Source organism: Aurantiacibacter sp. D1-12, assembly GCF_028858515.1.
In the GTDB taxonomy this organism is placed as follows: Bacteria; Pseudomonadota; Alphaproteobacteria; order Sphingomonadales; family Sphingomonadaceae; genus Alteraurantiacibacter.
On record NZ_JAPJZJ010000003.1, the window covers coordinates 298,807 to 320,996 of the forward strand.

Here is a 22,190-nt window from a genome sequence, read left to right on the forward strand (position 1 = left end):
TGACTGACAACGCTGCCATCAACGCCTGGCTATACCCCGAAGGTGATTTCATAGCCTGGCGCAAAGCTCAGTTCGATCGCTGTGATTGTGCGCTCTTCGAACCATGTCAGGCGATGCATTGTGAACAGAGGCGCACCTTTGTCGGTCCCCAGCAGGCGAGCTTGCTTGGCGTTGGCGGCAGAGGCAGACAGGCGCACTTCGCCGCGAGAGAATGGCACGTGGCGGACCAGCCATTCATTGGCGCTCTCATGGGATAGGTCTGCATCGCTAAAGGCTGGCACGCTGCCAAGATTGACCCAGCGCTTTTCGAACGCAAAGGGCTTGCCATCGGCAAGGTGCAGGCTTTCGACATAGGCGGCGGGATCATTGTCCGGCAGTTCCAGCTGTTTGCGAATAGCCATTGGGGGAACGCGGACTTCGCGGCTCTCGATTCGGTGGCTGTAGCGGTGCCCTCTGCTTTCCACCTGTTCTCGCATGATCGGAATACGGAACTGGGCCTGTGACGTGGGAAGCGGCCGCACTCTTGTGCCTCCCTTGCGTTTGCGCTCGACCATCCCTTCCTGCGCGAGCGTTTGCAGCGCGCGGTTTACGGTTGTGCGCGAACAGCCATACTCTTCCGCGAGCGCGACTTCGCCGGGAATGCGCTCGCCCAGCTTCCATTCGCCCGAGATGATGCGTGCGCGGATCGCTTCGCGGATGCCCTGATGGGTTGTTCGCTTCACAGCCCGGGTCAAAGGGCTGAAGCCAGCTTGCGCATGGTGCTGGCGAAGCGCGAGCCGATCTCCGCGCCGAGCATGTGCCGGCCTTCGGAAACGATATGGCGGCCCGCGGACCACACATCGGATACGGCATTGCCTTTGAATCCGAAAATCCAGCTATCTAGCCGTTGATCGGGCTCTGCCCAGTCAAGGAACGGAGCATCGTCTCGCAAGGCCACCAGATCGGCGAATCTGCCCTGAGCAATGGCGCCGGCGTTGCGCCCTATGGCTTGTGCTCCGCCTGCTGCTGCGCGCTCGTAGAGATAACGCCCATTGGAAGGGATGGCCTCGTCTGAAAGGATCGTGCGGCCGAGGTGCGAAAGGCGTTGCGAGACTTCGAGCATTCGCAGCTCCTCGCTAACTGACAGGCGGATATTGGAATCCGATCCGATGCCAATTGCGCCGCCTGCCTTCATAAAGCGGGCGGCCGGGAAGATTCCGTCACCAAGGTTGGCCTCTGTGGTGGGGCACAGGCCCGCAACCGCACCCGACCGGGCAAGGCCATCGGTTTCGCCGTCGTCGATATGGGTTGCGTGGATCAGGCACCAGTTTGCGTTCAAGCCCACCTCATCGAGCAGCCAGCGCACAGGGCGTTTACCGAGATGATGTTTGACCTCCTCGATCTCTTTCACTTGCTCGGCAGCGTGGATATGGACCGGGCCATCTGAGCTCAATTCGAGACAGGCATCCAATCCCGCACGATCCACCGCACGGAGCGAATGCGGAGCGACACCGAGGCGGAAATCACCGGGCATGTCCGGCGCGGCTTGCGCGACCGTTTCATATAGTCGGGCGAAGCGTTCGGGATCATTGCCGAACCTCGTCTGGCCACCTTTCAACGCGCGCTTATCCAGACCGCCGTAGGTATAGAGGACGGGCAAGTGGGTCAGGCCGACCCCGCTGCTGCGGCTGGCAGCAAGTATGCGGTGCGATGTTTCGGCAAGGTCCGCATATAGTGTGCCGTCCGGCTGGTGGTGGACATAGTGGAACTCTGCCGATGCGCTGTAGCCTGCCAGTGCCATGTCCATCTGAACCTGCGCGCAGATTGCCTCGATATCGTCGGGGTCAAGCAGGTCGAGGAAACGGTACATGACCTTGCGCCAGGTCCAGAAATCGTCACTCCCCGTCGGGCCGCGTCGCTCCGCAAGCCCTGCCATTGCGCGCTGAAAACTGTGGGTATGGACGTTGGCCATTCCGGGTAGAAGCGTGCCGACTGCGTTCGCGCCATCGAACCCGTCAGCAGTGATGCTTGTGATCACGCCATCTTCGCCAAAATGCACCGCATGATCGCGCAGCCAGCCAGCGGGCGTGAGCACGTGCCGAGCGGAGATTTTTCCAGTCATTCCGGGTTGCGCCTTTCAATATTATGTGCATACATAATCACAGATTGATCAATAGGGCAAGCGCATGGGGAAGCGGGTTTTCACAAACTGCCTCGCCGCCACAATGGTGGGCGGTGATGATGGCTACGGGCTGATTGTCGACGCAGCAATTGCCGTTTCCGATGGCCGTATCGGGTGGGTCGGTGCGCATGCTGACTTGCCGGAAGACTATGCCGATTGGCCTCATCAAGGCCTTGATGGCGCGCTCGTTACCCCAGCATTGATCGATTGCCACACACATCTCGTCTTCGGAGGAGATCGCTCGCAGGAATTTGCACTGCGATTGAATGGCGCGAGCTATGAAGAGATCGCAAGGGCGGGTGGTGGCATCCGCTCGACCGTTGGCGCAACCCGCGCTGCAAGCGACGGGGAATTGCTCACCGCTGCGCTGCCGCGTGTCGATGACCTGTTGGCTGATGGTGTGGCGGTGATCGAGGTCAAATCGGGCTATGGTCTGACCGTTGCAGACGAAATGCGCATGTTGCGTGTTGCCCGTCAGATCGAGCAGCATCGCCCTGTCCGCGTGCGCACAACCTGGCTCGCGGCGCACGCCATTCCTGAAGAGTTCGAGGGCGAGGCGGATCGCTACATCGACGAGGTTGCAATTCCCGGACTGGAGCAGGCCGCGGACGAAGGGCTGGTCGATGCGGTTGACGGCTTTTGCGAAGGGATCGGCTTTACGCCCGCGCAAATTCGCAGGGTGTTCGAAAAGGCGAAGGCGTTGGGCCTTCCGGTCAAACTGCATGCCGAGCAACTGAGCGACCTAAAGGGGGCGGTGCTCGCAGCGGAATATGGTGCGCTTTCTGCTGATCACCTTGAATATCTCGATCCGCAAGACGTGCCAGCAATGGCAGCATCAGGGACTGTCGCGGTTATGCTTCCAGGCGCATTCTATGCCTTGCGCGAGACAAAGATGCCGCCGTTCGATGCGCTTAGCGAGCACGGTGTTCCGATGGCTGTTGCCACCGATTGCAACCCGGGCAGTTCCCCGCTGCCCTCCTTGCGGCTGGCCATGAACATGGCGTGCACCCTGTTCAGGATGACCCCGCAGGAAGCATTGACCGGGACTACTCTTAATGCGGCAAAAGCCCTCGGTCTTGGTGACGAATACGGCACGATCGAAACGGGCAAGCGCGCCGAGCTCGCCGTGTGGAACGCGCCGCATCCCAACTATCTATCCTACTGGATCGGCGGGCAACTGCTGCGCGGACGGATTTCAGGAGACACATTCGTATGAGCATCACCCTTTCGCCGGGCGCGGTTTCGCTCGCGCAGCTTGAGCATCTCTTGCGCTCGGGCGAATCCTTTGCGGTAGATGACAATGCGATGCGCGCCGCCGCCTCAGCTCACGAGCGCGTTGGTGAGGCGATTGCCAGTGGCGAGGCGGTTTATGGCGTCAACACTGGTTTTGGCAAGCTCGCTAGTGTGCGCATCGGAGATGATGATCTCGCCACCCTCCAGCGCAATATCGTGCTTTCACACAGCGCCGGGTTCGGTGATCCTATTGCGCCGGATATCGTCCGCCTGATCATTGCGCTCAAATGCGTGTCGCTGGGTCGCGGAGCTTCCGGTGCCCGCCCCGAAGTGATCGAGCGGCTGCAGCAGATGGTTGCGGCAGACATTATTCCGGTCATCCCCGATAAAGGCTCGGTCGGCGCATCGGGTGACCTTGCTCCGCTCGCCCACATGGCTTCCGCATTGATCGGAGAGGGCGAGGTTTTCCATCGTGGAGTGCGCAAGCCCGCAAGGGCGGCGTTTCAGGCCGAGGGGCTGGAGCCGATCGAACTTGCGGCGAAAGAGGGTTTGGCGCTGCTCAATGGCACGCAGGTCTCCACCGCACTGGCACTCGCACACCTGTTCGATACATGGAACCTGGCACTCAATTCGCTCGCCACGACTGCGCTCTCGCTTGATGCTGCTATGGGCTCGACCGCTCCGTTCAGGGAAGAAATTCATACCCTTCGCGGACATCGCGGGCAGGTGGTGGCTGCGCGGCTGGTGCGCGATCTGCTCGAAGGATCGGCGATCCGCGAAAGCCACCGCGAGGATGATATGCGGGTGCAGGACCCGTACTGCCTGCGCTGCGCGCCACAGGTTGTCGGTGCCTGTCTCGACCAGCTCCGCCATGCTGCACAGACGCTGGAGATCGAAGCCAACGCGGTGACCGACAACCCGCTGATTCTGTCCGATGGCAAGATCCATTCGGGCGGCAATTTCCATGCAGAGCCGGTCGGGCTGGTGGCAGACATGACCGCGCTCGCCATCGCAGAGGTTGGCAGTATCGCGCAGCGCCGTGTGGCTCTGCTGGTCGATCCCGCGCTCAGCTTTGGGTTGCCTGCATTCCTTTCGGCTGATCCGGGTCTGCAATCGGGCCTGATGATCGCCGAAGTGACCTCTGCCGCGTTGATGAGCGAAAACCGCTCGCTTGCCAATCCGCGCACGGTGGATTCGACACCGACCTCGGCCAATCAGGAAGATCATGTGTCGATGGCCTGCCATGCCGCGCGGCGTCTGGGTGAGATGAATGAAAACCTTGCTGCCATTATTGCCGTGGAGGCGCTGTCCGCCGCGCAGGGCATCGAATATCGCGCACCGGTAGAGACCAGTGCGGCTCTGCAATCGGTCATCGCACGCATCCGCGAGGTTAGTCCTACTCTCGATCAGGATCGCGATGTGTCGGGCGATATCGCCGCGGTTACTGCGCTGGTGCGCGAAGGACCGCTTGCACCGTCTGCCGCTCTTGCAATCGGTGATGCGCTGTAATGGAGCCGGTCTACGTCACTGAAGGCACATCGCCACTTATTCTTGCGCAACCGCATTCGGGCACCTTGCTGCCGGACGATGTGCTTGCTGCGTTGAATCAAGAGGGGCGCAAGCTGCTCGATACCGATTGGCGCATTCCCGAGCTTTACGAAGGGCTTGTTCCCGAAGCGAGCGTCGTTCGCGCGAATTTCAGTCGCTATGTGATCGATGCCAACCGTCCGCCTGACGGGGCTAGCCTCTATCCCGGGCAGAACACTACCGGGCTTGTGCCGCTGACGACTTTCGATGATCGCCCGATATGGCTGAACGCACCCGACGATGCAGAGATCGAGCGACGCCGCGTGGCTTTTCACCAACCCTACCATGCTACGCTGTTGGCCGAGATCGAACGCGTGCGGGTGCAGCACGGGTTCGCGGTGCTCTACGATTGCCACTCGATCCGGTCGAACATTCCCTATCTTTTCGAAGGCACACTGCCGGACCTCAATATCGGTACCAATTCGGGAACATCGTGTGCAGTAGCGATTGAGCGCGGGGTCGCCGATGCTTGCTCTGCGAGCCCATTTACCTCCGTTCTCAATGGCCGTTTCAAAGGCGGTTGGACCACGCGCCACTACGGGCAGCCAGAACAAGGCGTCCACGCGGTGCAGATGGAAATCGCCCAGTCCGCCTACCTCGAAACCGAAGCGCCACCCTTCGTGCTTTCCCCCACAAGATCCGCCGAACTGCGCACAACATTGTCGCGCGTTTTCGACGCTATCCAGCAGACATTTGGAGACCTTGCATGAGCATCGACCGTCGTAATTCGCGCGAAGTCAAAAGCCCCACCGGGCCAGACCTGACCTGCGGCAGCTGGCAGACCGAAGCGCCGTTCCGCATGCTGCAGAACAATCTCGACCGAGAGGTGGCCGAGAACCCGGACGAACTGGTTGTATACGGCGGCATCGGCCGTGCTGCGCGAAGCTGGGATGCTTTCGATGGTATCATCAACTCACTGAAAACACTGAAGGATGATGAGACGTTGCTCGTCCAGTCAGGCAAGCCGGTGGGCGTATTCCGCACCCATTCCGATGCCCCGCGGGTGTTGATCGCCAACTCCAATCTGGTGCCACACTGGGCGAACTGGGACCACTTCAGCGAGCTCGATAAGAAGGGCCTGATGATGTACGGCCAGATGACCGCCGGATCGTGGATTTACATTGGCACGCAAGGCATCGTGCAGGGGACCTACGAGACGTTCGTCGAGGCAGGGCGGCGGCACTACGATGGCGATCTGACCGGCAAATGGATCCTTACCGGCGGCCTTGGCGGCATGGGCGGCGCGCAGCCGCTGGCGGCCGTGATGGCAGGTGCCAGCTGCCTCGCGGTCGAGTGCAATCCCGAAAGTATCGATTTCCGTCTGCGCACCCGATACCTCGACGAGAAGGCCGAGACGCTGGACGAAGCGCTCGCGATGATCGATCGCTGGACGGCTGCGGGTGAGGCCAAGTCGGTCGGCCTACTTGGCAATGCGGCAGAGGTCTTCGCCGAGCTGGTCGAGCGCGGCGTGCGCCCCGATATCGTCACCGACCAGACTTCCGCGCATGACCCGGTAAACGGATATCTACCCGAAGGCTGGACGATGGCCGAATGGCGCGAGAAGCGCGAAAGCGATCCCAAGTCGGTAGAGAAGGCGGCACGCGCCTCCATGCGTAAGCAGGTTGAGGCGATGCTCGCCTTCTGGGAGCGAGGCATTCCCACTGTCGATTACGGTAACAATATCAGGCAGGTGGCGCTGGAAGAGGGACTCTCCAACGCCTTCGATTTTCCGGGCTTCGTGCCCGCCTATATCCGCCCGCAATTCTGCCGCGGCATCGGACCGTTCCGCTGGGCGGCGCTATCGGGCGATCCGGAGGACATCTACAAGACCGATGCCAAGGTTAAGGAGCTGATGCCGGACAACCATCACCTCCACAACTGGCTCGACATGGCGCGCGAGCGGATTTCCTTCCAGGGCTTGCCTGCGCGCATCTGCTGGGTCGGGCTGGGGGATCGCCATCGGCTCGGCCTTGCGTTCAACGAAATGGTCGCGTCGGGCGAATTGAAAGCACCTGTCGTGATCGGAAGGGACCATCTCGACAGCGGATCAGTTGCCAGCCCCAATCGTGAAACCGAGGCCATGCAAGACGGATCGGACGCAGTCAGTGACTGGCCGCTGCTCAATGCGCTCCTTAATACCGCGAGCGGTGCGACCTGGGTCAGCCTGCATCACGGTGGCGGCGTGGGCATGGGGTTCTCTCAGCACGCCGGCATGGTGATTGTGGCTGATGGCACCGAAGATGCCGCGCGGCGGTTGGAGCGCGTACTTTGGAATGATCCGGGCACTGGCGTGATGCGTCATGCCGATGCGGGGTATGCAAGTGCAATTGAATGCGCTGAAGAGCAGGGGCTCAACCTGCCTTCGCTGTAGTTTCCATTGCTCAAGAATGCCGCGGTCCAGCGTGGACCGCGGCAGTCAATGTGACGAGCCAACTTACCGGACAGCTGAGCCTGCTAAGAGCAGGTGCCACTGGCGCTTTGTGGATATGCGGACGGGTGCTTTTTGGCTGGCGTAGCCCCTGGCTGGCGGGCAGCCTGACAGAATCGGCACCAACTGCATTCAATGATCTAGGTTGCAATTCGTTCGAACGAATTATAACAATGCTGCATGAGAGAACGACTCATCAGTGTGGCGATCCGGCAATTCGGCGAGCGCGGTTTTGACGGCGCGAGCACACGGGACATTGCCGCCGAGGCGGAAACCACGATGAGCAACATCACCTATCACTTCGGTGGCAAGGAAGGGCTCTACCGCGCCGCTGCGGAAGCCATCGTGATGCGATTTGCGTCGGTAACCGCAGACCTATTCCGCGATCACCAGGACGAAGGGACCGAGCCAGATGCCGCGCGAAGGATCGAAATCGTAGGAACGGTTCTGCGCACTATCGGCGCTTTCATGCTGAGTGACGAAGCCGCACCCTTCGCGCGTTTCGTTGCGCGAGAGCAGCAGAACCCGGCTTCCGTGATGCGCGAATTCTTCGAGCGGGAAATCAAGCCAAAGGTTCGCATGCTGGAAGAACAGGTCAAGCATCTTCGCCCAGACCTTAACGACCAAGAGGTCAGCGCCACGGTTTTCTACCTTCTCAGCATGGCAATATCTCTGCGCAGTTCACGGCTCTCGCTTTGCATGTTCATGGACGTGCCGGATATTGAAGAGCCGCTTGGCTCCCAAATGCTTGACCGGCTCGACCACATAGTTCGCGAGTTGCTGGAGGTGAAGCCATGAAGAGGGCGTTGATCATTGCTGCACCTATGCTCCTCGCCGGATGCATATCGCTTGCGCCAGATGCCGAAGTGCCGAGCGTTGCTGCCGAGATTCCGGCAAGCTTTACCTTCGATCCTGCCGACGGTGACTATGCTCCGGTAGCGTGGTGGACCGCGTTCAATGACCCCGTTCTCAACCAGCTTGTTGACCGTGCGTTGGCCAACAATTTCGATATTGCGGAGGCGGCGGCCCGCGTCGAACAATCGCGCGCGCAGGCACGACTTGCCCGTAGTGCTCTACTGCCTGGTGTGAATGCAACAGGTGGAGCAACCTCATCCAGCACTCCCACCGCAGGCTCCGCATTCGGCGGGTTCGGCGGAGTTGACCGGATCGAGAATGATTCCTTCACACTCGGCCTCGCGGCTTCATACGAGCTCGATCTTTTCGGTAGAGCGCGCAATGATCTGGCTGCGGCAAGGCAGGATGCACTTGCGGTTGAGCAGGATTATAGATCGGTCCAGCTCGCCACTGCCGCTGAAGTTATTTCGGCCTATTTTGACGTCGTCGATACGCGCCGCCAAATCGCGCTGACCGAAGCGACCAGCGAAGTCCTGCTAGATCGTGCGGCGCGAACCAATGAACGCTATGAACGTGGCCTTGTCCAAAGCTTCGAGCTGTATCAGGTTCGCCAGGACCTGCGCGCGACACAGGCTGCGCTCCCGCAATTGCGATCAGCACTGGTGGCCAATGAAGGGCGTCTTGCGACCCTGCAGGGTACTTACCGCGAAAACATCGCCGAACTGCTCGATGGCGATTTGACGCCTCGCCTTGTGTTCGAGCCTGTGCCCGCGGGTTTGCCGGCAGAGCTACTTGAGCAAAGGCCGGATGTAGCAGCCGCGTGGGCACGTTTTGAAGCCGCTCGCTTGCGGATTGGCGCGCGGCGCGCAGAACGATTTCCCCGCCTCAGCCTGTCGGCATCGTATGGGTCGCAGGGGGGCGATGTTGGCGGCGCGCTGAACATTGTCGACAATTGGGCGGCATCGCTTGCCGCCAATATCGTTGCACCGCTCATCGATGGTGGGCGCATCTCTGCGAATATACGTGCGGCGCGGGCTACCTATGACCAGAATGCCGCAGCCTATTCGCGCGCAGTCGTGACTGCGTACAGTGATGTCGAGAGCGCGCTGGCGAATTACGAGCAGCAGCGCAGCCGCTATCTGCTCATCACCGCGCAGTTACGCGATGCACAGGCGTCGCTCGATCTGCAACGTCGTCGCTACGCTGCAGGTGTGGGCGGATACACCGCCTATCTCGATGCCTTGCGGACCGTCTACCAGGTAGAGTCCAGCCTATCTTCGTCCGCCCGCGATACGGCGATCGCTCGCCTTGGCGTGCATCGCGCCCTGGGCGGCGACTGGGCGCCTGACACCATTCCAACCCCGATTGACATGCAGCCAGCTGACACAGGTCTGGCCGGAGAAGATCAATGAGCAAGCAAGTCAAATACGCACTCCTCTTCATCGGCGGTGCCGTGCTGCTGTCTGCGCTGATGATCTGGCTGCGTCCGGAGCCGGAAGAGCAGGAGCGGGTTGAAGCCGTGCCGCTGGTGGAAGCAGTTGCACTGCAAGCGGCAGCGGGTCCTATCCCTGTGCTGGCATCGGGAACAGTGCAGCCGCGCGAAGAAGTTGTGATCGGCGCGCAGGTTTCAGGGCGACTTGCCTACGTTCATCCAGCCTTCCGTGAAGGGGGCACAGTGCCCGCCGGTGCGACGTTGCTCAGGATTGAAGCGAGTGATTTCCGGAACCAGGTCCGGATCGCAGAAGCAGATGTCGCGGCGCAGAATGTTGCTGTTCTGCAGGCTCAGGAAGAAATGGCGATCGCGCGGCAGGAGCTTGAACGGTTTAACGCGCGCGAGCAGGCTGCAGCATCTGGCGGTGGCTCGCAGATACTTCCCCCCGAACAGCTGGCGGGCGCTGGCCCGGCGGCTGGTGGCAGCGATATTGCGGCCAACAATCTCGCGACGCGTGAGCCGCAACTGCGCTCTGCCCAGGCTGCGCGCGAGCGTGCCAATGCAAGCCTTGCGGTGGCGCAACTGTCGCTGTCGCGCACTCGCATCACTGCGCCGTTCTCCGGCCTTGTACGGGAGGAAAACGTCTCCGTCGGCTCGCTTGTCCAGCCAGGGCAGGCGCTTGGCTCGATCGTCTCCACTTCCTCTTTCGAGGTACGCTTGTCACTAACGCCCGATGAAGCGGCACTTATTCCCGGATTGCTTTCCGGCGGATCGGGAATTCCGGCATCGGTCTACTATGACTTTGGCGGTCTGACCTATCGCTGGGACGCAGTGGTTGATCGCGCCGACAACAGCCTTGATGCGCAAACGCGCAATGTCGAAGTTTTCCTTCGCGTATCGAACCCGACTTCGGGCGGCGTACAGGTGACTGACGAGGACGCTCAAAGCGCTACGCCTGCACCGCCGCTTCTCCTGGGTGCTTTCGTTCGGGCGGAAATTACCGGCGCGTCGATTGATAGTTATGCGGCCATTCCAGCGGAAGCTTTGCGGCCCGGGAACGAGATTTGGGTCGTGCGCGATGGCAAGCTGCAGATACTCCCCGTGCGCGTAATCCAGCGCAGCGATGACTTGGCCTATGTTACGATGCCAAGCCTTGGTGAAGGCGGCTACCTGGTAACGTCCAGCCTTGGCACCCCGGTGAACGGAATGGACGTACGTCTTGCCGGCGAGTCTGCCGAATGAGCGATACCACACCTCCCGATACCTCTCCGGAGGAAATGGACGGAGCGCGTGACCGCTTCGGCAATACGTCGGAAGAGCGCGCGCGGGACCGTGGCGGCATCATCGCCTTCATGGCCAAGAACGGTGTCGCGGCCAATCTGCTGATGTTCTTCATGATCGTGGCGGGCGTGGTTTCGTTCGGGCGGATCGTGCAGGAAGTCTTCCCGGAAAGCAGCCTTGATACGGTTGCGGTTACCGTTGTTTATCCCGGCGCAACGCCGCAGGAGGTTGAGGAATCCATCCTCCAGCGTGTGGAGGAAGCTGTCGCCGCTATCGAGGGCGTCAAGGAAATCAATTCGGTCGCCAATGAAGGCTCCGGCACTGTCAATGTCGAGCTGGAACTGGGTGTTGATGTCTCGGACGCACTCGACGAGGTGAAGTCCGAAGTTGACCAGATCGACACCTTCCCTGCCGAGGCCGAAGAACCTGAAGTTCGCGAGCTAACTACACGCCAGGTGGTCTTGCGCGTAGCGGTCTTCGGCGATGTCGGAGAGCGTTCTCTAAAGGAAACGGCTTATGGTCTGGAAGATGCCATCGCGGGCCTCGACGATGTGAGTTATGTCGAAACGAGCGGCGTGCGCGACTATCGGATCTATGCCGACGTTCCGCAAGACCGGCTCGAAGCGCTCAACCTGTCACTGACCGATGTTTCGCGCATCGTTTCTGCGAGCAGCCTTGATAGCCCTGCAGGCTCCATCGATACCGCGACGGAAGAGGTACGCGTGCGTACCGTCGGACAGAATTACAGTCAGCAGGACTTCGAAGATATCGTGCTGGTCGGCTCTGGTGAAGGAGCCTTGCTGCGGCTGGGCGATGTCGCAACCATCCGTGACGAATTCGAGGATTTCGATCTCACCACCCGGTTCAACGAACAGCCGGTAGCGTTTGTCGATGTCTACCGCACCAGTGACGAGCGTGTGCTCGATGTCGCCAGCGCGGTAAAAGGGTTGCTGGAGGAGCACAGCTTTCCCGAAGGTGTGTCCTATGCGGTCTGGGAAGATACTTCGGTCTTGCTGGAAGACCGTTTGTCCCTGCTGCTCAAGAATGCTGGTATCGGCTTGTTACTGGTGCTAGTTGCCCTCACGCTCTTCCTCGATCTGCGGTTAGCGTTCTGGACAGCTATCGGTATCGGGGCGACCTTTACCGGAGCGATTTTCCTGCTGGAATGGGCAGGTTCAAGCATCAACATGTTCTCGCTTTTCGGGTTCATTCTCGCGCTTGGCTTGGTGGTCGATGATGCCGTTGTGGTCGGCGAAAACATCTACGCCGAACGCGAACGGGGGCGGTCGGGTCTGGGCGCAGCAATTGCCGGTGCGCAACGGGTTAAGGTACCGGTGATATTCGCCGTTTTGACGACCATCACCGCCTTTGCGCCATTGCTCGCCGTAGGGGGCGTGATCGGAAAGATCCTGGCAGACGTACCCTTGGTGGTGCTTGCCGTTCTGGCGCTTTCGCTGGTCGAGGCCATGCTTGTCCTGCCCTATCATTTGTCGCATCTCCCGGCTGCGGGAACGGCCGCGAAACACCGCGTGACGCAGTTCTTCGAGACGGTGCAGAAAGAAGTCGATGACAGGCTGAACGCCTTCGTGGAAGGTCCGCTCGATCGCGCATTGCAGGTCTGCGTCAAGACGCCTTACCTTGTCCTTTCTGGCGGTCTTGCAATTCTGATTGTGTTCTTTGCCATGATCCCGGGCGGGGTTATCAAAGTCTCGTTCTTCCCCGATATCGAGGCGGACCGCGTTACAGCATCTTTGGAGATGCCTGCAGGTACGACGATCGAGCGAACCACACAGATTGCCAACCGGGCAGAGGAAGCCCGTGATCGCGCGATTGCTCGTTTCTATGACGGCGATCCGTCAGAGGCGCCTTTCCTCGATGCGACTTACACCGCTGTTGGCCTCGTCCAGGTCCAAACCGGCCCAGCAGGGTTGCAGTCCACTTTCCGTCCTTCGCTCGCCGAAGCCCGTATCGAACTTGTCCCGTCGGGCGAGCGCGATATTTCGGCAGCTGAGCTTGAGCAGGCATGGCGCGAGGAAATGGGAGAGGTGCCAGAAGCGCGATCCTTCTCGATCAATTCCTCGCTGCTTTCGGTCGGTGACCCGGTCAACGTGCGGCTTTCGCATCCGGATAATGCCGTGCTCGATCAGGTGAATGACCGGGTAGTAGCCGAACTCCAGACCATTGCGGGTGTCTTCGATATAGAGAGCGATCAGGATGCCGGGATGCGCGAGATCGAGCTGCGACTGAAGCCGGAAGCGCGCACGCTCGGCGTGACCTTGCAGGATGTCGCCGGGCAGGTGCGCGCGGCATTCTTCGGGGCCGAGGCAGTTCGTGTCCAACGCGGGCGGGAAGACGTGCGCGTCTATGTACGCCTGCCAGAGGAAGAGCGCGATTCCATCGCCGATATCGAAAACTTCCGTATTCGCGTGCCGGGTGGATTCTCGACGGTTGGCGCGCTTGCCGATGCCAGTTTCACCGAAGCGCCTTCGCAAATTCGCCGCGAGGACGGGCGCCGCATCGTGACAATATCGGGCGACGTGGATGATGAAGTGATCACCGGGCAAGAAGCCAGTCGGGTGATCCAACAGGAGATCATGCCATCAATTCTCGCGGACTATCCGGAGCTGCGCTATTCGCTTGGTGGTGAGCAGGAAGAGCAGCAGGAAAGCTTCGGGTCGCTCGGTGCGGCGTTCGGCCTTGCGCTTATCGTGATCTACGCACTGCTGGCGATCCCGTTCAAAAGCTACACCCAGCCGATGATCATTATGGCGGCGATCCCGTTCGGTTTCGTCGGCGCGCTGCTCGGGCACCTGCTGCTCGGCATTCCGCTTGGCATCCTTTCGATGTTCGGGATCGTCGCGCTATCAGGCGTGATCATCAATGGCGCGCTGGTCCTGATCGACTTTCTCAATGAAAATCTTGAGCAGGGCATGCCGCCGGAAGAGGCAATGATTGCTGCCAGCAAGTCGCGCTTCCGCCCGATCTTTCTAACCGCTGTCACTACCTTCCTTGGCGTTGCTCCGATTACTTTCGAAACAAGTCTCCAGGCACAGTTCCTAATCCCCATGTCCGCCAGCCTTGGTTTCGGCGTATTGGTGGGCACCGCGCTGCTCATGCTGGTGATCCCGTCGCTGGCGATCATCCATATGCGGCTGAAGAAGCGCCTTGCGCTGCGGCTGGGTCGCGAAGATCCCTATCCGGATCTAACGCTGGCGCTGTGACCTATTCTTCCCGTCTGGAAAACAAGCGGAAACCCCACGGGGCCAGTTGCACGGTATCGCCTTCGGTGAAGATGACATCGTCGGCACCGCGAAATTCGCGATAGGACCCTGCCGCCAGTCCATCAGCCAGCGTGGCTTCGGCAGGCTGATCAGAGAAGTTGAACATTCCCAGCACTTTGTTGCCATCCTGCTGGCGGACCCACGCGAACAATTGTTCAGGGTTGTCGGTCACCACTTGCTGCATGCGCGCACCCCAGCGCCCGTTATGCAGCGCCGGATTGTTCGTGCGGAAGGCGATCAGCTGCCGCAGCAACTCGCCGTATTCACAATCCTCACCCTGGCTCCAGTCTATCGGATCGCGCTCGAAAAACTCCAGCCGCTTGGCGTTGCAGGCTTCCTGGCCGTTGTGGATCAGCGGCAAGCCTTCACCAGTAAAGCTCAGTGCGGTCATGGCTTCCAGCGCATCGCCATAGTTCTCGTAGATCGTGCCTTCCCACGCATTGCTATCGTGGTTCTCGATATAGGTCATGCGCATGGCTTCGCGCGGCCACAGACTCTCGTTCTCGGCATAGTAGCCAAACAGGCTGGTGGCATTGCCACGACCCTGCGCAATGTCCTTGCTTGTGTGGTGCCAGTCCCATGCATAGGTCGCGTCAAAACTGGCGCGGTGGAAGGCGGTTTCCTGTACTTCGCCGAGCATGAAGACGGGGCGTATCGCGTCGAGCCGACGGCGCATTGTTTCCCAGAAGTCGACCGGTACGTATCCCGCTACGTCGGCGCGGAACCCGTCGACTTCGAAGTCGCGCACCCAATACTCCATTGCCAGCCCAACATGTTCACGTACGCCGGGCTGTGACCAGTCGAGATCGATGATGTCGGACCAGTCCCACCACGGGGTGGGGCGGAAGTTGCCGTCCCAGGTCTTTTCGTACCATTCGGGATGTTCGGTCGCGAGCGCATTGTCCCAAGCAGTGTGGTTGGCAACGAGGTCGAGGATGACCTTGAAGCCTTGTTCGTGTGCGGCATCGACAAAGCTCCGGAAGTCTTCCTCGGTGCCGAATTCGGGATTGACCGCGTAATAGTCCTGTACCGAATAGGGGCTGCCTAGGGTCCCCTTGCGGTTCACTTCGCCAATCGGATGGATCGGCATAAGCCACAGGATATCGACGCCCATTTCACGCAGGCGTGGAAGCTGTTCCTCGGCTGCGGCGAAAGTACCCTCGGGCGTGAAATGCCGCGTATTGATCTGGTAGAGAACCGCATCGCGGCTCCACTCCGGATTTTCGATCTGGACGAATTGCTGCGGTGTCCATGGATCGTTGGCGGCAGTGTCGGCCTCCGCATTGCATGCGCCAAGCGCGAGCGGCGCGAGGGCGAGAAGGGAATGGGCAAGCTTCGTCATGCATTTTCTCCAGGCACTGTCACGCGGAGCATGGCCAGCGCCGCAAGGGTCCAACTCGCAGCGGCGAAGAGCATTGTCCAGATCGGATCTCCGGGGAACAGGGCATTCATCACACTGCCCATCACGGTAGCAACCAGCAGCTGCGGAACAACGATGAACACGTTGAACAGCCCCATATAAATGCCGAGTTTCTTCTGCGGCAGGCTGCTGGCCAGGATGGCGTATGGCATGGCGAGGATCGATGCCCAGGCAATGCCTTTCAGGATCTCGCATACGATCAGCAGGTCAGGATCACGCAGTACAAAGAAGCCGAGGAAGCCGAGCGCGCCCAGCAACAGGCATGTCATGTGCGTACGGGCCTTGCCGAACTTGCGGCTGAGCGCGGGAAGAAGAGCAAGTGCAGCCACGGCGGCAACACCGTTCTGGACGGTGTAGATCAGGTTCCACCAGTTCGCGCCTTCGTTGTAGGCTTCGGTGGTCGGATCGGCACTGCCGAAAAAGTACTGGGAAACGATGGGTCCGGAATAGATCCACATGATGAAAAGTGCAGACCAGCTGAAGAACTGCACCAGCGCGAGCCGCTTCATCGTATCGGGCATGCCCGAGAAATCGCCGACAATGCTGGAAAGCATGTTGGCAGCCTTGCCCTGCTTGGCCATGGAAATGCCAATGGCCGAGAGTACGCCGTAGGTCGCGAGCAGCCCGCCCAGCAAGTAGATCTCTTTCTCCAGCCCCAACGGCGCGACGATCAGCGCGACAATCGCGCCAAGCGCCAGCCACATGACCGGTCCCGAATATCCTTTTGCAGCAAGTGCGGTGACACCTGCGCTTTCCTCAACTTTCCGGTCCGCCTCGAAAGCGGCCATTTCCTCGGGCGAGTATTCTTTCGTCGTCAAAACGGTCCAGGCAATGGCGCAGAACAGCGCAACTCCGCCGGCCCAGAAGCTCCATTTCACTGTGTCGGGCAACTGGCCCTCTGCCGCGACGTTGGAAACGCCAAGTTCACCGAGAAGGTAAGGGAAGATTGCCGCGACAACTGCGCCCGCGCCGATAAAGGCGGTTTGCACGGCGTACCCTGTAGCATGCTGTGTCTTGTCGAGCATGTCCCCGACAAAGGCACGGAACGGTTCCATCGCGATATTGAGGCTCGCATCGAGGATCCACAGCAGCGCGGCTGCAAACAGCAGGGGGTAGATGTAGGGGGCCATATCGGGGGCAAGCGGCATCAGGAAAAGCGAAAGCGCAGCAAGCAACGCGCCTGCCATGAAGTAGGGCCGGCGGCGGCCAAAGCGGTTCCATGTCTTGTCAGAGAGGTGGCCGATGATCGGTTGCACGATCAGGCCCGTAAGCGGTGCGGCAACCCACAGGATCGGCAGGTCGTCCATGCTGGCGCCCAGCGTCTGGAAGATGCGGCTCATATTGCCGTTCTGCAGGACGAAGCCAATCTGGATGCCGAAGAAGCCGAAACTGATATTGGCGAGGCCTGCCCAGCTCATGTGAGGCTTTGAAGCAGGCGTGACGCCTTGAACCGATGCCATTGGTAAGAACCCTCTTCCCGATTTCCCCTTGGGCGGATGGTTCTTTCCCATCCTGCTCCATCATTGCTGGCTGGCACGGATGGTGCCGCGCGACAATACGTATACGAATGTGCTGAGCGGCTTAGTCGCCCGTGCTTGCGCGCTTGATTAGGCGTGCGGGAAGGCGGTTGTCGGGCTTGTCCTGCCCTTTCACCTCGGCCAGCAGCGTTTCCACCAGGCGCTCTCCTGCACCCTTGATATCCTGCATTACGGTGGTGAGTGGGGGATTGGCGAGGCTGGCGGCGGGAATATCGTCAAAGCCGACCACCGCGACATCATCGGGCACCTTACGGCCGGCCTCTGCCAGCGCGCGCATGGCACCGATCGCGATCAGGTCACTCGCCGCGAAAATGCCGTCAAAGGCCTTCCCCGTTGCAATCAGTTCCTTCGCTGCGGCGTAGCCGGCTTCTTCTGTGGTGATGGCGTCGAACTGCAAATCCGGATCGGGCTCGATCCCCACTTGCACCATCGCGGCATAGAGTCCCTGATACCGGCTTTCGAACTCGGGATAATGTTCGTCAGCATGACCGAGGAATGCGATATTGCGGCATCCCTTGGACAAAAGGTGCTCACCAACCTGCTTGCCAGCATCAAAGTTGTCGGAGCCGACAGTGGTGCCGAGCATATCGCTGGATACCGAACCCCAGCGCGCGAAATGGGTGCCTTGGCTTTCGAGCTGGTCGAGCCGCTCTTGATAGAGTGTGAAATCGCCGTAACCGAGCAGGATCAGCCCGTCTGCGCGATGGCTGTCCTGATACTGCACGTGCCAGTCATCTTCCATCCGCTGGAATGAAATCAGCAGGTCGAGCCCGCGGTTGGCGCAGGCGCGGGTGATCGATCCAAGCATGGCGAGGAAGAACGGATTGATCATGCTCTCGTCCGGTGTCGGATCCTCGAAAAAGAGCAGCGCGATGGTGTTGGATCGCTGCGAGCGCAGCGAGGAAGCATTCTTGTCGACGGTATAGTTGAGATCGCGGGCGATTTCCTTGATCCGTGCGCGCGTCTTCTCGCTTACCGACTTGTCGCCGCGCAATGCACGGCTGACGGTGGGCTGCGATACGCCTGCCAGATATGCAATGTCGAAACTGGTTGGTCTGCCAGTTGGAGCGCGTCCCATCGAACCTCCTGCGGCGCCATCTCCGTCTGCACCGGGGCTGATGTTACGAGTGCCCCCCCATATTTGCAAACCGGAATGAAGCTCTGCATGTGGCGTAGTGTGAGAAACACGATCAACCGCTTATGACTTCGCCGCTCAAACTCTCCGGACAAGCGCAAATCGTAAGCTCGCACTTTGGCGAGGAACGGCAACCATTGATCTGTGCAGAGGGTGCGCTGGACGACCTCGGTCTGGTGCGCGAAATCGCGGCCAGGCATCGCTACAAGCCAATCGGGCCGTTCTATCCGGGCATTCGCGCGGCTGTTTCGGAAAAGATCGCCATGCCGCTGGTCGCGCCTTTGCTGGGGGCAATGCGGGATGTGTTCGATTTGCCGAGCAGGCCGGAGTATTTCGAATGCTACCTGAGCCTCGTCACCAAATCGCCGGCCGATCTCGCGCCGATCCAGCGATTGCCGCATTTTGACGGAACCGAGGCGGAGCGGATCGCGATTCTGCTCTATCTCTCTGATGACAGTAATGGCGGGACCGCCTTTTACCGTCAGCGCGTCACAGGGTTCGAGAGCGTGAACGAGGAGCGGTTCGATACCTATGTACAGGCACTGGAAGCGGCGACGGCAGAGCACGGGATTCCGTCCGCCAGCTATATCGGCAAGGACTCTCCGCTATTTGCGCAAACGCACAAGATCGATGGCGTCGCCAACCGGATGGTCATCTACCGCGGGAACACCTTGCACTGTGCCGCAATGGCTGAAGACTTTGCGCCCGATGCCGATCCGGGAAGCGGACGCCTGACCCTCAACCTTTTTCTAAAGGGCTGATTTTCCATATATTCGCTGCGGCAAATCCGTCACACAGCGCGCCATGCATATGATTGCGTATACGTATGCTGTCTATCTTCTTGCGCCATACGGGCCGTAAGTGACTGTCACGTGAGGTAGGGCGAATAGACCCTGATACCCGCGAGTTTTTGGAGCAGGAATTGCCGGGCGGAGCGCAAAGGTCTCCCGGCTTATTATCCGGGGGAATGCATGAACATTCGTAATACGCTGCGCGCTGGTGCCAGTACCACCGCATTTGCAATCGCCACGCTGACGCTTCCAGGCGTCGCGATGGCACAGGACGCCGATCAGGAGGAGCAATCCACTGATGAAAACGCCGGTGATACGATCATCGTTACCGGCTACATTCAAGCGCTGGAGAGCGCGATTGGCGAGAAGCGCAACAATACTGCCATCGTTGAAGCGTTCTCTGCGGAAGACATCGGCAAGTTGCCTGATATCTCGATCGCAGAAACGCTTGGCCGTCTGCCCGGTCTTGCGGTTCAGCGTATTGACGGTCGCGCGCAGAGCCTTTCGATCCGCGGCCTTGGCCCGGACTATTCCACCTCGCTGCTTAACGGTCGTCAGCTGGTTTCTTCGGGTGATAATCGCGCGGTTGAGTACGATCAGTATCCTGCGGAGCTGATCAACAGCGGTGTGGTTTACAAGACGCCCTATGCCGGCCTGATCGGCCAGGGCCTCGCCGGTACTGTTGATCTCCGTACGATCCGTCCGCTCGATGCCGGTGAGCGTGTTCTCTCGTTGAGCGCGCGCTACGAATTCAACGAAGACGGTTCGCTCAACCCTGACATCGATGGCTACGGCTATCGCGGTACCGCAACCTATGTCGACCAGTTCGCCAACGATACGCTGGGTATCGCTGTTGGTGCGGCCTATCAGTCGAGCCCGAGCCAGGTGCAGCGCTTCAACGCCTGGGGTTACCCCGACGATTCGGGCCAGATGGTGCTCGGCGGCATGAAGCCGTTCGCCCGTTCGGTCGATCTCGACCGTCTTGGCCTGTTCGGCACGCTGGAATGGGAGCCGAGCCTCAACTGGAACACCACCATTGACGTTTTCTACGCCGATTATCGCGAGCGCATTCCGCAGCGCGGTATCGAATTCCCGCTCAATCCAGGCTGGGGTGCGGGCACAACAATCACCGACACAAGCGGCGGCGATTTTCCTGAGAGCGTGACGTTCTCCGGTGTGCAGCCGGTTGTTCGTAACGATTACGATCGCAAGGACACCGAAACCTTCGCCATCGGCTGGAACACGACATATGAAAACGACGCCATGATCCTCATGGCTGACGTTTCCTATTCGCGTAGCGACCGTCGTCTACAGCAGATCGAGAGCTATTCGGGCCTCAGCTATGCGGCGGATGCGACGGCACCTTCGGATACCGTGACCTACACCCGCCAGGGCGGTACCTTCCCGTTCAACTTCAGCAACACGATCGATTACTCGGATACGAACCTGATCCAGCTGACCGATCCGCGTGGTTGGGGTGCTGGCGGTATCGTACAGGCCGGCTTCATCAACGACACCGAAACGGAAGATGAGCTTTGGAGCGCGCGTGCAGAGGCGAGCTTCATAGCTGACCGTTTCGATGCGCTGGAAGCAGCCGTTATCGGTTTCAACTATGATCACCGCACGAAGGCGCGTGACATTACGCAGAACTTCATCAGCTTGTCAGGCGGACCTTCGGTCATCGCTGCTGACGGTGCGGTTACCCGTACGCCGATCCCGACAAGTGCGCTGCTTGATCCGACTGCGGCGTTGTCATTCCTCGGTTTCGGTCCGCAGGTGACATACGATCCGTTCGTCCTGCTCAACGATGGCACCTATGTGCTTACCGATGTGCAAAGTTCCAGCCTGCCTTTCCCGGGTGACTGGGAAGTGACCGAGGACGTCTACACTGCCTATGCGCGCTTCGACCTCGACACCGAACTGTTTGGCGCGCCCATGACGGGTAATGTCGGCTTGCAGTTTGTTTACACCGAGCAGGAATCGTCGGGCTTTGACTCGCCGGGCGGTGTTGGCGCGACGCTGATCCCTGTCACGTCGGGTGACGAGTATCTACACGTCCTGCCGAGTGCTACCTTCAACTTTGAAGTCGGTCCCGACACTGTCGTGCGCCTTGGTGCGGCCCGTACGCTGACCCGTCCGCGTATGGACCAGCTCAATGCATCTTCGAACGCTTCGATCTCGAACCTGCCACAGGGTCCGCTGGAATCGATCTTCAGCGGCGGCGGCGGTAATCCGCAGCTGCGCCCGTACGTTGCCGACAGCATCGACCTTTCAGCCGAGCACTACTTTGCCGGAACGCAAGGTTACATCGCGCTGGCGACGTACTACAAATGGCTCAGCGATTTCGTGAACCCGAACGCTTCGGTGTTGCGCGATTATTCGTACCTTGTGCCTTCGCTCAGTGGTGCGCAGCTCGATGCATTCAACCAAAGCGGCCAGCAGACCCTCGGTTTCGCATCGGGTCCGGACAACGGTGCCGAAGGCCACATCTTCGGTATCGAGGCCAGCCTTGCCCTGCCGTTCGGTGTATTCTCGGATGCGCTGGAAGGCTTCGGCATCCAGACGAGTGTTTCCTACACCGATAGCGAACTGACCGTTTCGCCTCCAGGCGGCAACTCGTTCAACGTCGATGTACCGGGTCTTTCGGAATTCGTGGTCAATTCCACGGCATTCTTCGAAAGCGGCGGTTTTGAAGCACGCGTCAGCCACCGTTACCGTACGGAATTCCTTGCAGAATTCATCGGTATCTCGGCCAGCCGCACCTTCCGCGAGACCTATCCGGAATCGATTTTCGATGCCCAGATCGGCTATCGCTTCGAGGGCGGTGCGCTGGATGGCCTTGCGTTCACGTTGCAGGCGCTCAACCTGACCGACGAGCCGTTCATCTCCTTCCAGAATGGTGATGAAGCACAGATCATCGATTATGAAGAGTACGGTCGTACATACCTGATCGGTGTGTCTTACCGCTTCTGATCGTAACCTCAGCCGGTGGGGGCGCACCTCCCTTTGCCCCCGCCGGACTGTTTGTGTCGACACATCTCCGTGCGA

General features: G+C 59.9%; 15 protein-coding genes. 10 read left to right on the forward strand and 5 right to left on the reverse strand.

Annotation, left to right across the window (positions count from 1 at the left end; translation table 11 throughout):
- Positions 1-29: 29 nt before the first annotated feature.
- Positions 30-722 (reverse strand): GntR family transcriptional regulator, encoded by a 693-nt coding sequence (locus tag OOZ52_RS08455; RefSeq protein ID WP_274698071.1) that lies wholly within the window; start codon positions 720-722, stop codon positions 30-32.
- A gap of 8 nt (positions 723-730) precedes the next feature.
- Complete coding sequence (locus tag OOZ52_RS08460) at positions 731-2,101, reverse strand: formimidoylglutamate deiminase (RefSeq protein WP_274698072.1); 1,371 nt, start codon at positions 2,099-2,101, stop codon at positions 731-733.
- A 64-nt stretch (positions 2,102-2,165) separates the two neighbouring features.
- On the opposite strand from OOZ52_RS08460, the gene hutI reads away from it, so the two are divergent.
- From hutI to OOZ52_RS08500, 8 genes are all read left to right on the forward strand, one after another.
- On the forward strand, positions 2,166-3,377 hold the full coding sequence (gene hutI / locus OOZ52_RS08465; protein ID WP_274698073.1) for an imidazolonepropionase: 1,212 nt from the start codon (positions 2,166-2,168) through the stop codon (positions 3,375-3,377).
- Entirely contained in the window at positions 3,374-4,903 is a 1,530-nt protein-coding gene (gene hutH, locus OOZ52_RS08470) for a histidine ammonia-lyase (RefSeq protein WP_274698074.1), read from the forward strand. The genes hutI and hutH overlap by 4 nt, the downstream gene beginning before the upstream one ends.
- Positions 4,903-5,691, forward strand: coding sequence for an N-formylglutamate deformylase (gene hutG / locus OOZ52_RS08475; RefSeq protein WP_274698075.1), 789 nt, complete (start codon positions 4,903-4,905; stop codon positions 5,689-5,691). Before hutH ends, hutG begins: the two co-directional genes overlap by 1 nt.
- Positions 5,688-7,352 (forward strand): urocanate hydratase, encoded by a 1,665-nt coding sequence (gene hutU, locus OOZ52_RS08480; RefSeq protein ID WP_274698076.1) that lies wholly within the window; start codon positions 5,688-5,690, stop codon positions 7,350-7,352. Before hutG ends, hutU begins: the two co-directional genes overlap by 4 nt.
- A 237-nt stretch (positions 7,353-7,589) precedes the next feature.
- Entirely contained in the window at positions 7,590-8,207 is a 618-nt protein-coding gene (locus OOZ52_RS08485; RefSeq protein ID WP_274698077.1) for a CerR family C-terminal domain-containing protein, read from the forward strand.
- Positions 8,204-9,676 carry an efflux transporter outer membrane subunit gene (locus OOZ52_RS08490; RefSeq protein WP_274698078.1) on the forward strand — a complete coding sequence of 491 codons (1,473 nt, stop codon included), beginning with the start codon at positions 8,204-8,206 and terminating at the stop codon, positions 9,674-9,676. Before OOZ52_RS08485 ends, OOZ52_RS08490 begins: the two co-directional genes overlap by 4 nt.
- A complete protein-coding gene (locus OOZ52_RS08495; protein ID WP_274698079.1) occupies positions 9,673-10,938 on the forward strand; it encodes an efflux RND transporter periplasmic adaptor subunit in 1,266 nt (421 codons plus the stop codon). The genes OOZ52_RS08490 and OOZ52_RS08495 overlap by 4 nt, the downstream gene beginning before the upstream one ends.
- Positions 10,935-14,198 carry an efflux RND transporter permease subunit gene (locus OOZ52_RS08500; RefSeq protein ID WP_274698080.1) on the forward strand — a complete coding sequence of 1,088 codons (3,264 nt, stop codon included), beginning with the start codon at positions 10,935-10,937 and terminating at the stop codon, positions 14,196-14,198. The genes OOZ52_RS08495 and OOZ52_RS08500 overlap by 4 nt, the downstream gene beginning before the upstream one ends.
- A gap of 1 nt (position 14,199) precedes the next feature.
- Here the strand turns inward: OOZ52_RS08500 and OOZ52_RS08505 are convergent, their stop codons facing one another.
- From OOZ52_RS08505 to OOZ52_RS08515, 3 genes are all read right to left on the reverse strand, one after another.
- Positions 14,200-15,600: an alpha-amylase family glycosyl hydrolase gene (locus OOZ52_RS08505; RefSeq protein WP_274698081.1), complete on the reverse strand. Its 1,401-nt coding sequence runs from the start codon at positions 15,598-15,600 to the stop codon at positions 14,200-14,202.
- Positions 15,597-17,096: an MFS transporter gene (locus OOZ52_RS08510; protein WP_274698082.1), complete on the reverse strand. Its 1,500-nt coding sequence runs from the start codon at positions 17,094-17,096 to the stop codon at positions 15,597-15,599. The genes OOZ52_RS08505 and OOZ52_RS08510 overlap by 4 nt, the downstream gene beginning before the upstream one ends.
- 163 nt (positions 17,097-17,259) lie before the next feature.
- Positions 17,260-18,294, reverse strand: coding sequence for a LacI family DNA-binding transcriptional regulator (locus tag OOZ52_RS08515; protein WP_274698083.1), 1,035 nt, complete (start codon positions 18,292-18,294; stop codon positions 17,260-17,262).
- 122 nt (positions 18,295-18,416) lie between these two features.
- Between OOZ52_RS08515 and OOZ52_RS08520 the strand changes: the two genes are divergently transcribed.
- The gene (locus tag OOZ52_RS08520) at positions 18,417-19,112 is read left to right on the forward strand and encodes a DUF6445 family protein (RefSeq protein ID WP_274698084.1); all 696 of its coding nucleotides are present in this window, start codon (positions 18,417-18,419) and stop codon (positions 19,110-19,112) included.
- A gap of 210 nt (positions 19,113-19,322) precedes the next feature.
- A complete protein-coding gene (locus tag OOZ52_RS08525; protein WP_274698085.1) occupies positions 19,323-22,115 on the forward strand; it encodes a TonB-dependent receptor in 2,793 nt (930 codons plus the stop codon).
- Positions 22,116-22,190 lie beyond the last annotated feature (75 nt).

Excerpts from the sequence above, each read along its gene's own strand:
- hutH (WP_274698074.1), top strand. The coding sequence starts at position 3,374 with ATGAGCATCACCCTTTCGCCGGGCGCGGTTTCGCTCGCGCAGCTTGAG.
- OOZ52_RS08500 (WP_274698080.1), top strand. The coding sequence starts at position 10,935 with ATGAGCGATACCACACCTCCCGATACCTCTCCGGAGGAAATGGACGGA.
- OOZ52_RS08485 (WP_274698077.1), top strand. The coding sequence starts at position 7,590 with ATGAGAGAACGACTCATCAGTGTGGCGATCCGGCAATTCGGCGAGCGC.
- hutG (WP_274698075.1), top strand. The coding sequence starts at position 4,903 with ATGGAGCCGGTCTACGTCACTGAAGGCACATCGCCACTTATTCTTGCG.
- OOZ52_RS08525 (WP_274698085.1), top strand. The coding sequence starts at position 19,323 with ATGAACATTCGTAATACGCTGCGCGCTGGTGCCAGTACCACCGCATTT.
- OOZ52_RS08495 (WP_274698079.1), top strand. The coding sequence starts at position 9,673 with ATGAGCAAGCAAGTCAAATACGCACTCCTCTTCATCGGCGGTGCCGTG.
- OOZ52_RS08515 (WP_274698083.1), bottom strand. The coding sequence starts at position 18,294 with ATGGGACGCGCTCCAACTGGCAGACCAACCAGTTTCGACATTGCATAT.
- OOZ52_RS08505 (WP_274698081.1), bottom strand. The coding sequence starts at position 15,600 with ATGACGAAGCTTGCCCATTCCCTTCTCGCCCTCGCGCCGCTCGCGCTT.
- hutI (WP_274698073.1), top strand. The coding sequence starts at position 2,166 with ATGGGGAAGCGGGTTTTCACAAACTGCCTCGCCGCCACAATGGTGGGC.
- OOZ52_RS08490 (WP_274698078.1), top strand. The coding sequence starts at position 8,204 with ATGAAGAGGGCGTTGATCATTGCTGCACCTATGCTCCTCGCCGGATGC.
- OOZ52_RS08460 (WP_274698072.1), bottom strand. The coding sequence starts at position 2,101 with ATGACTGGAAAAATCTCCGCTCGGCACGTGCTCACGCCCGCTGGCTGG.
- OOZ52_RS08510 (WP_274698082.1), bottom strand. The coding sequence starts at position 17,096 with ATGAGCTGGGCAGGCCTCGCCAATATCAGTTTCGGCTTCTTCGGCATC.
- OOZ52_RS08520 (WP_274698084.1), top strand. The coding sequence starts at position 18,417 with ATGACTTCGCCGCTCAAACTCTCCGGACAAGCGCAAATCGTAAGCTCG.
- hutU (WP_274698076.1), top strand. The coding sequence starts at position 5,688 with ATGAGCATCGACCGTCGTAATTCGCGCGAAGTCAAAAGCCCCACCGGG.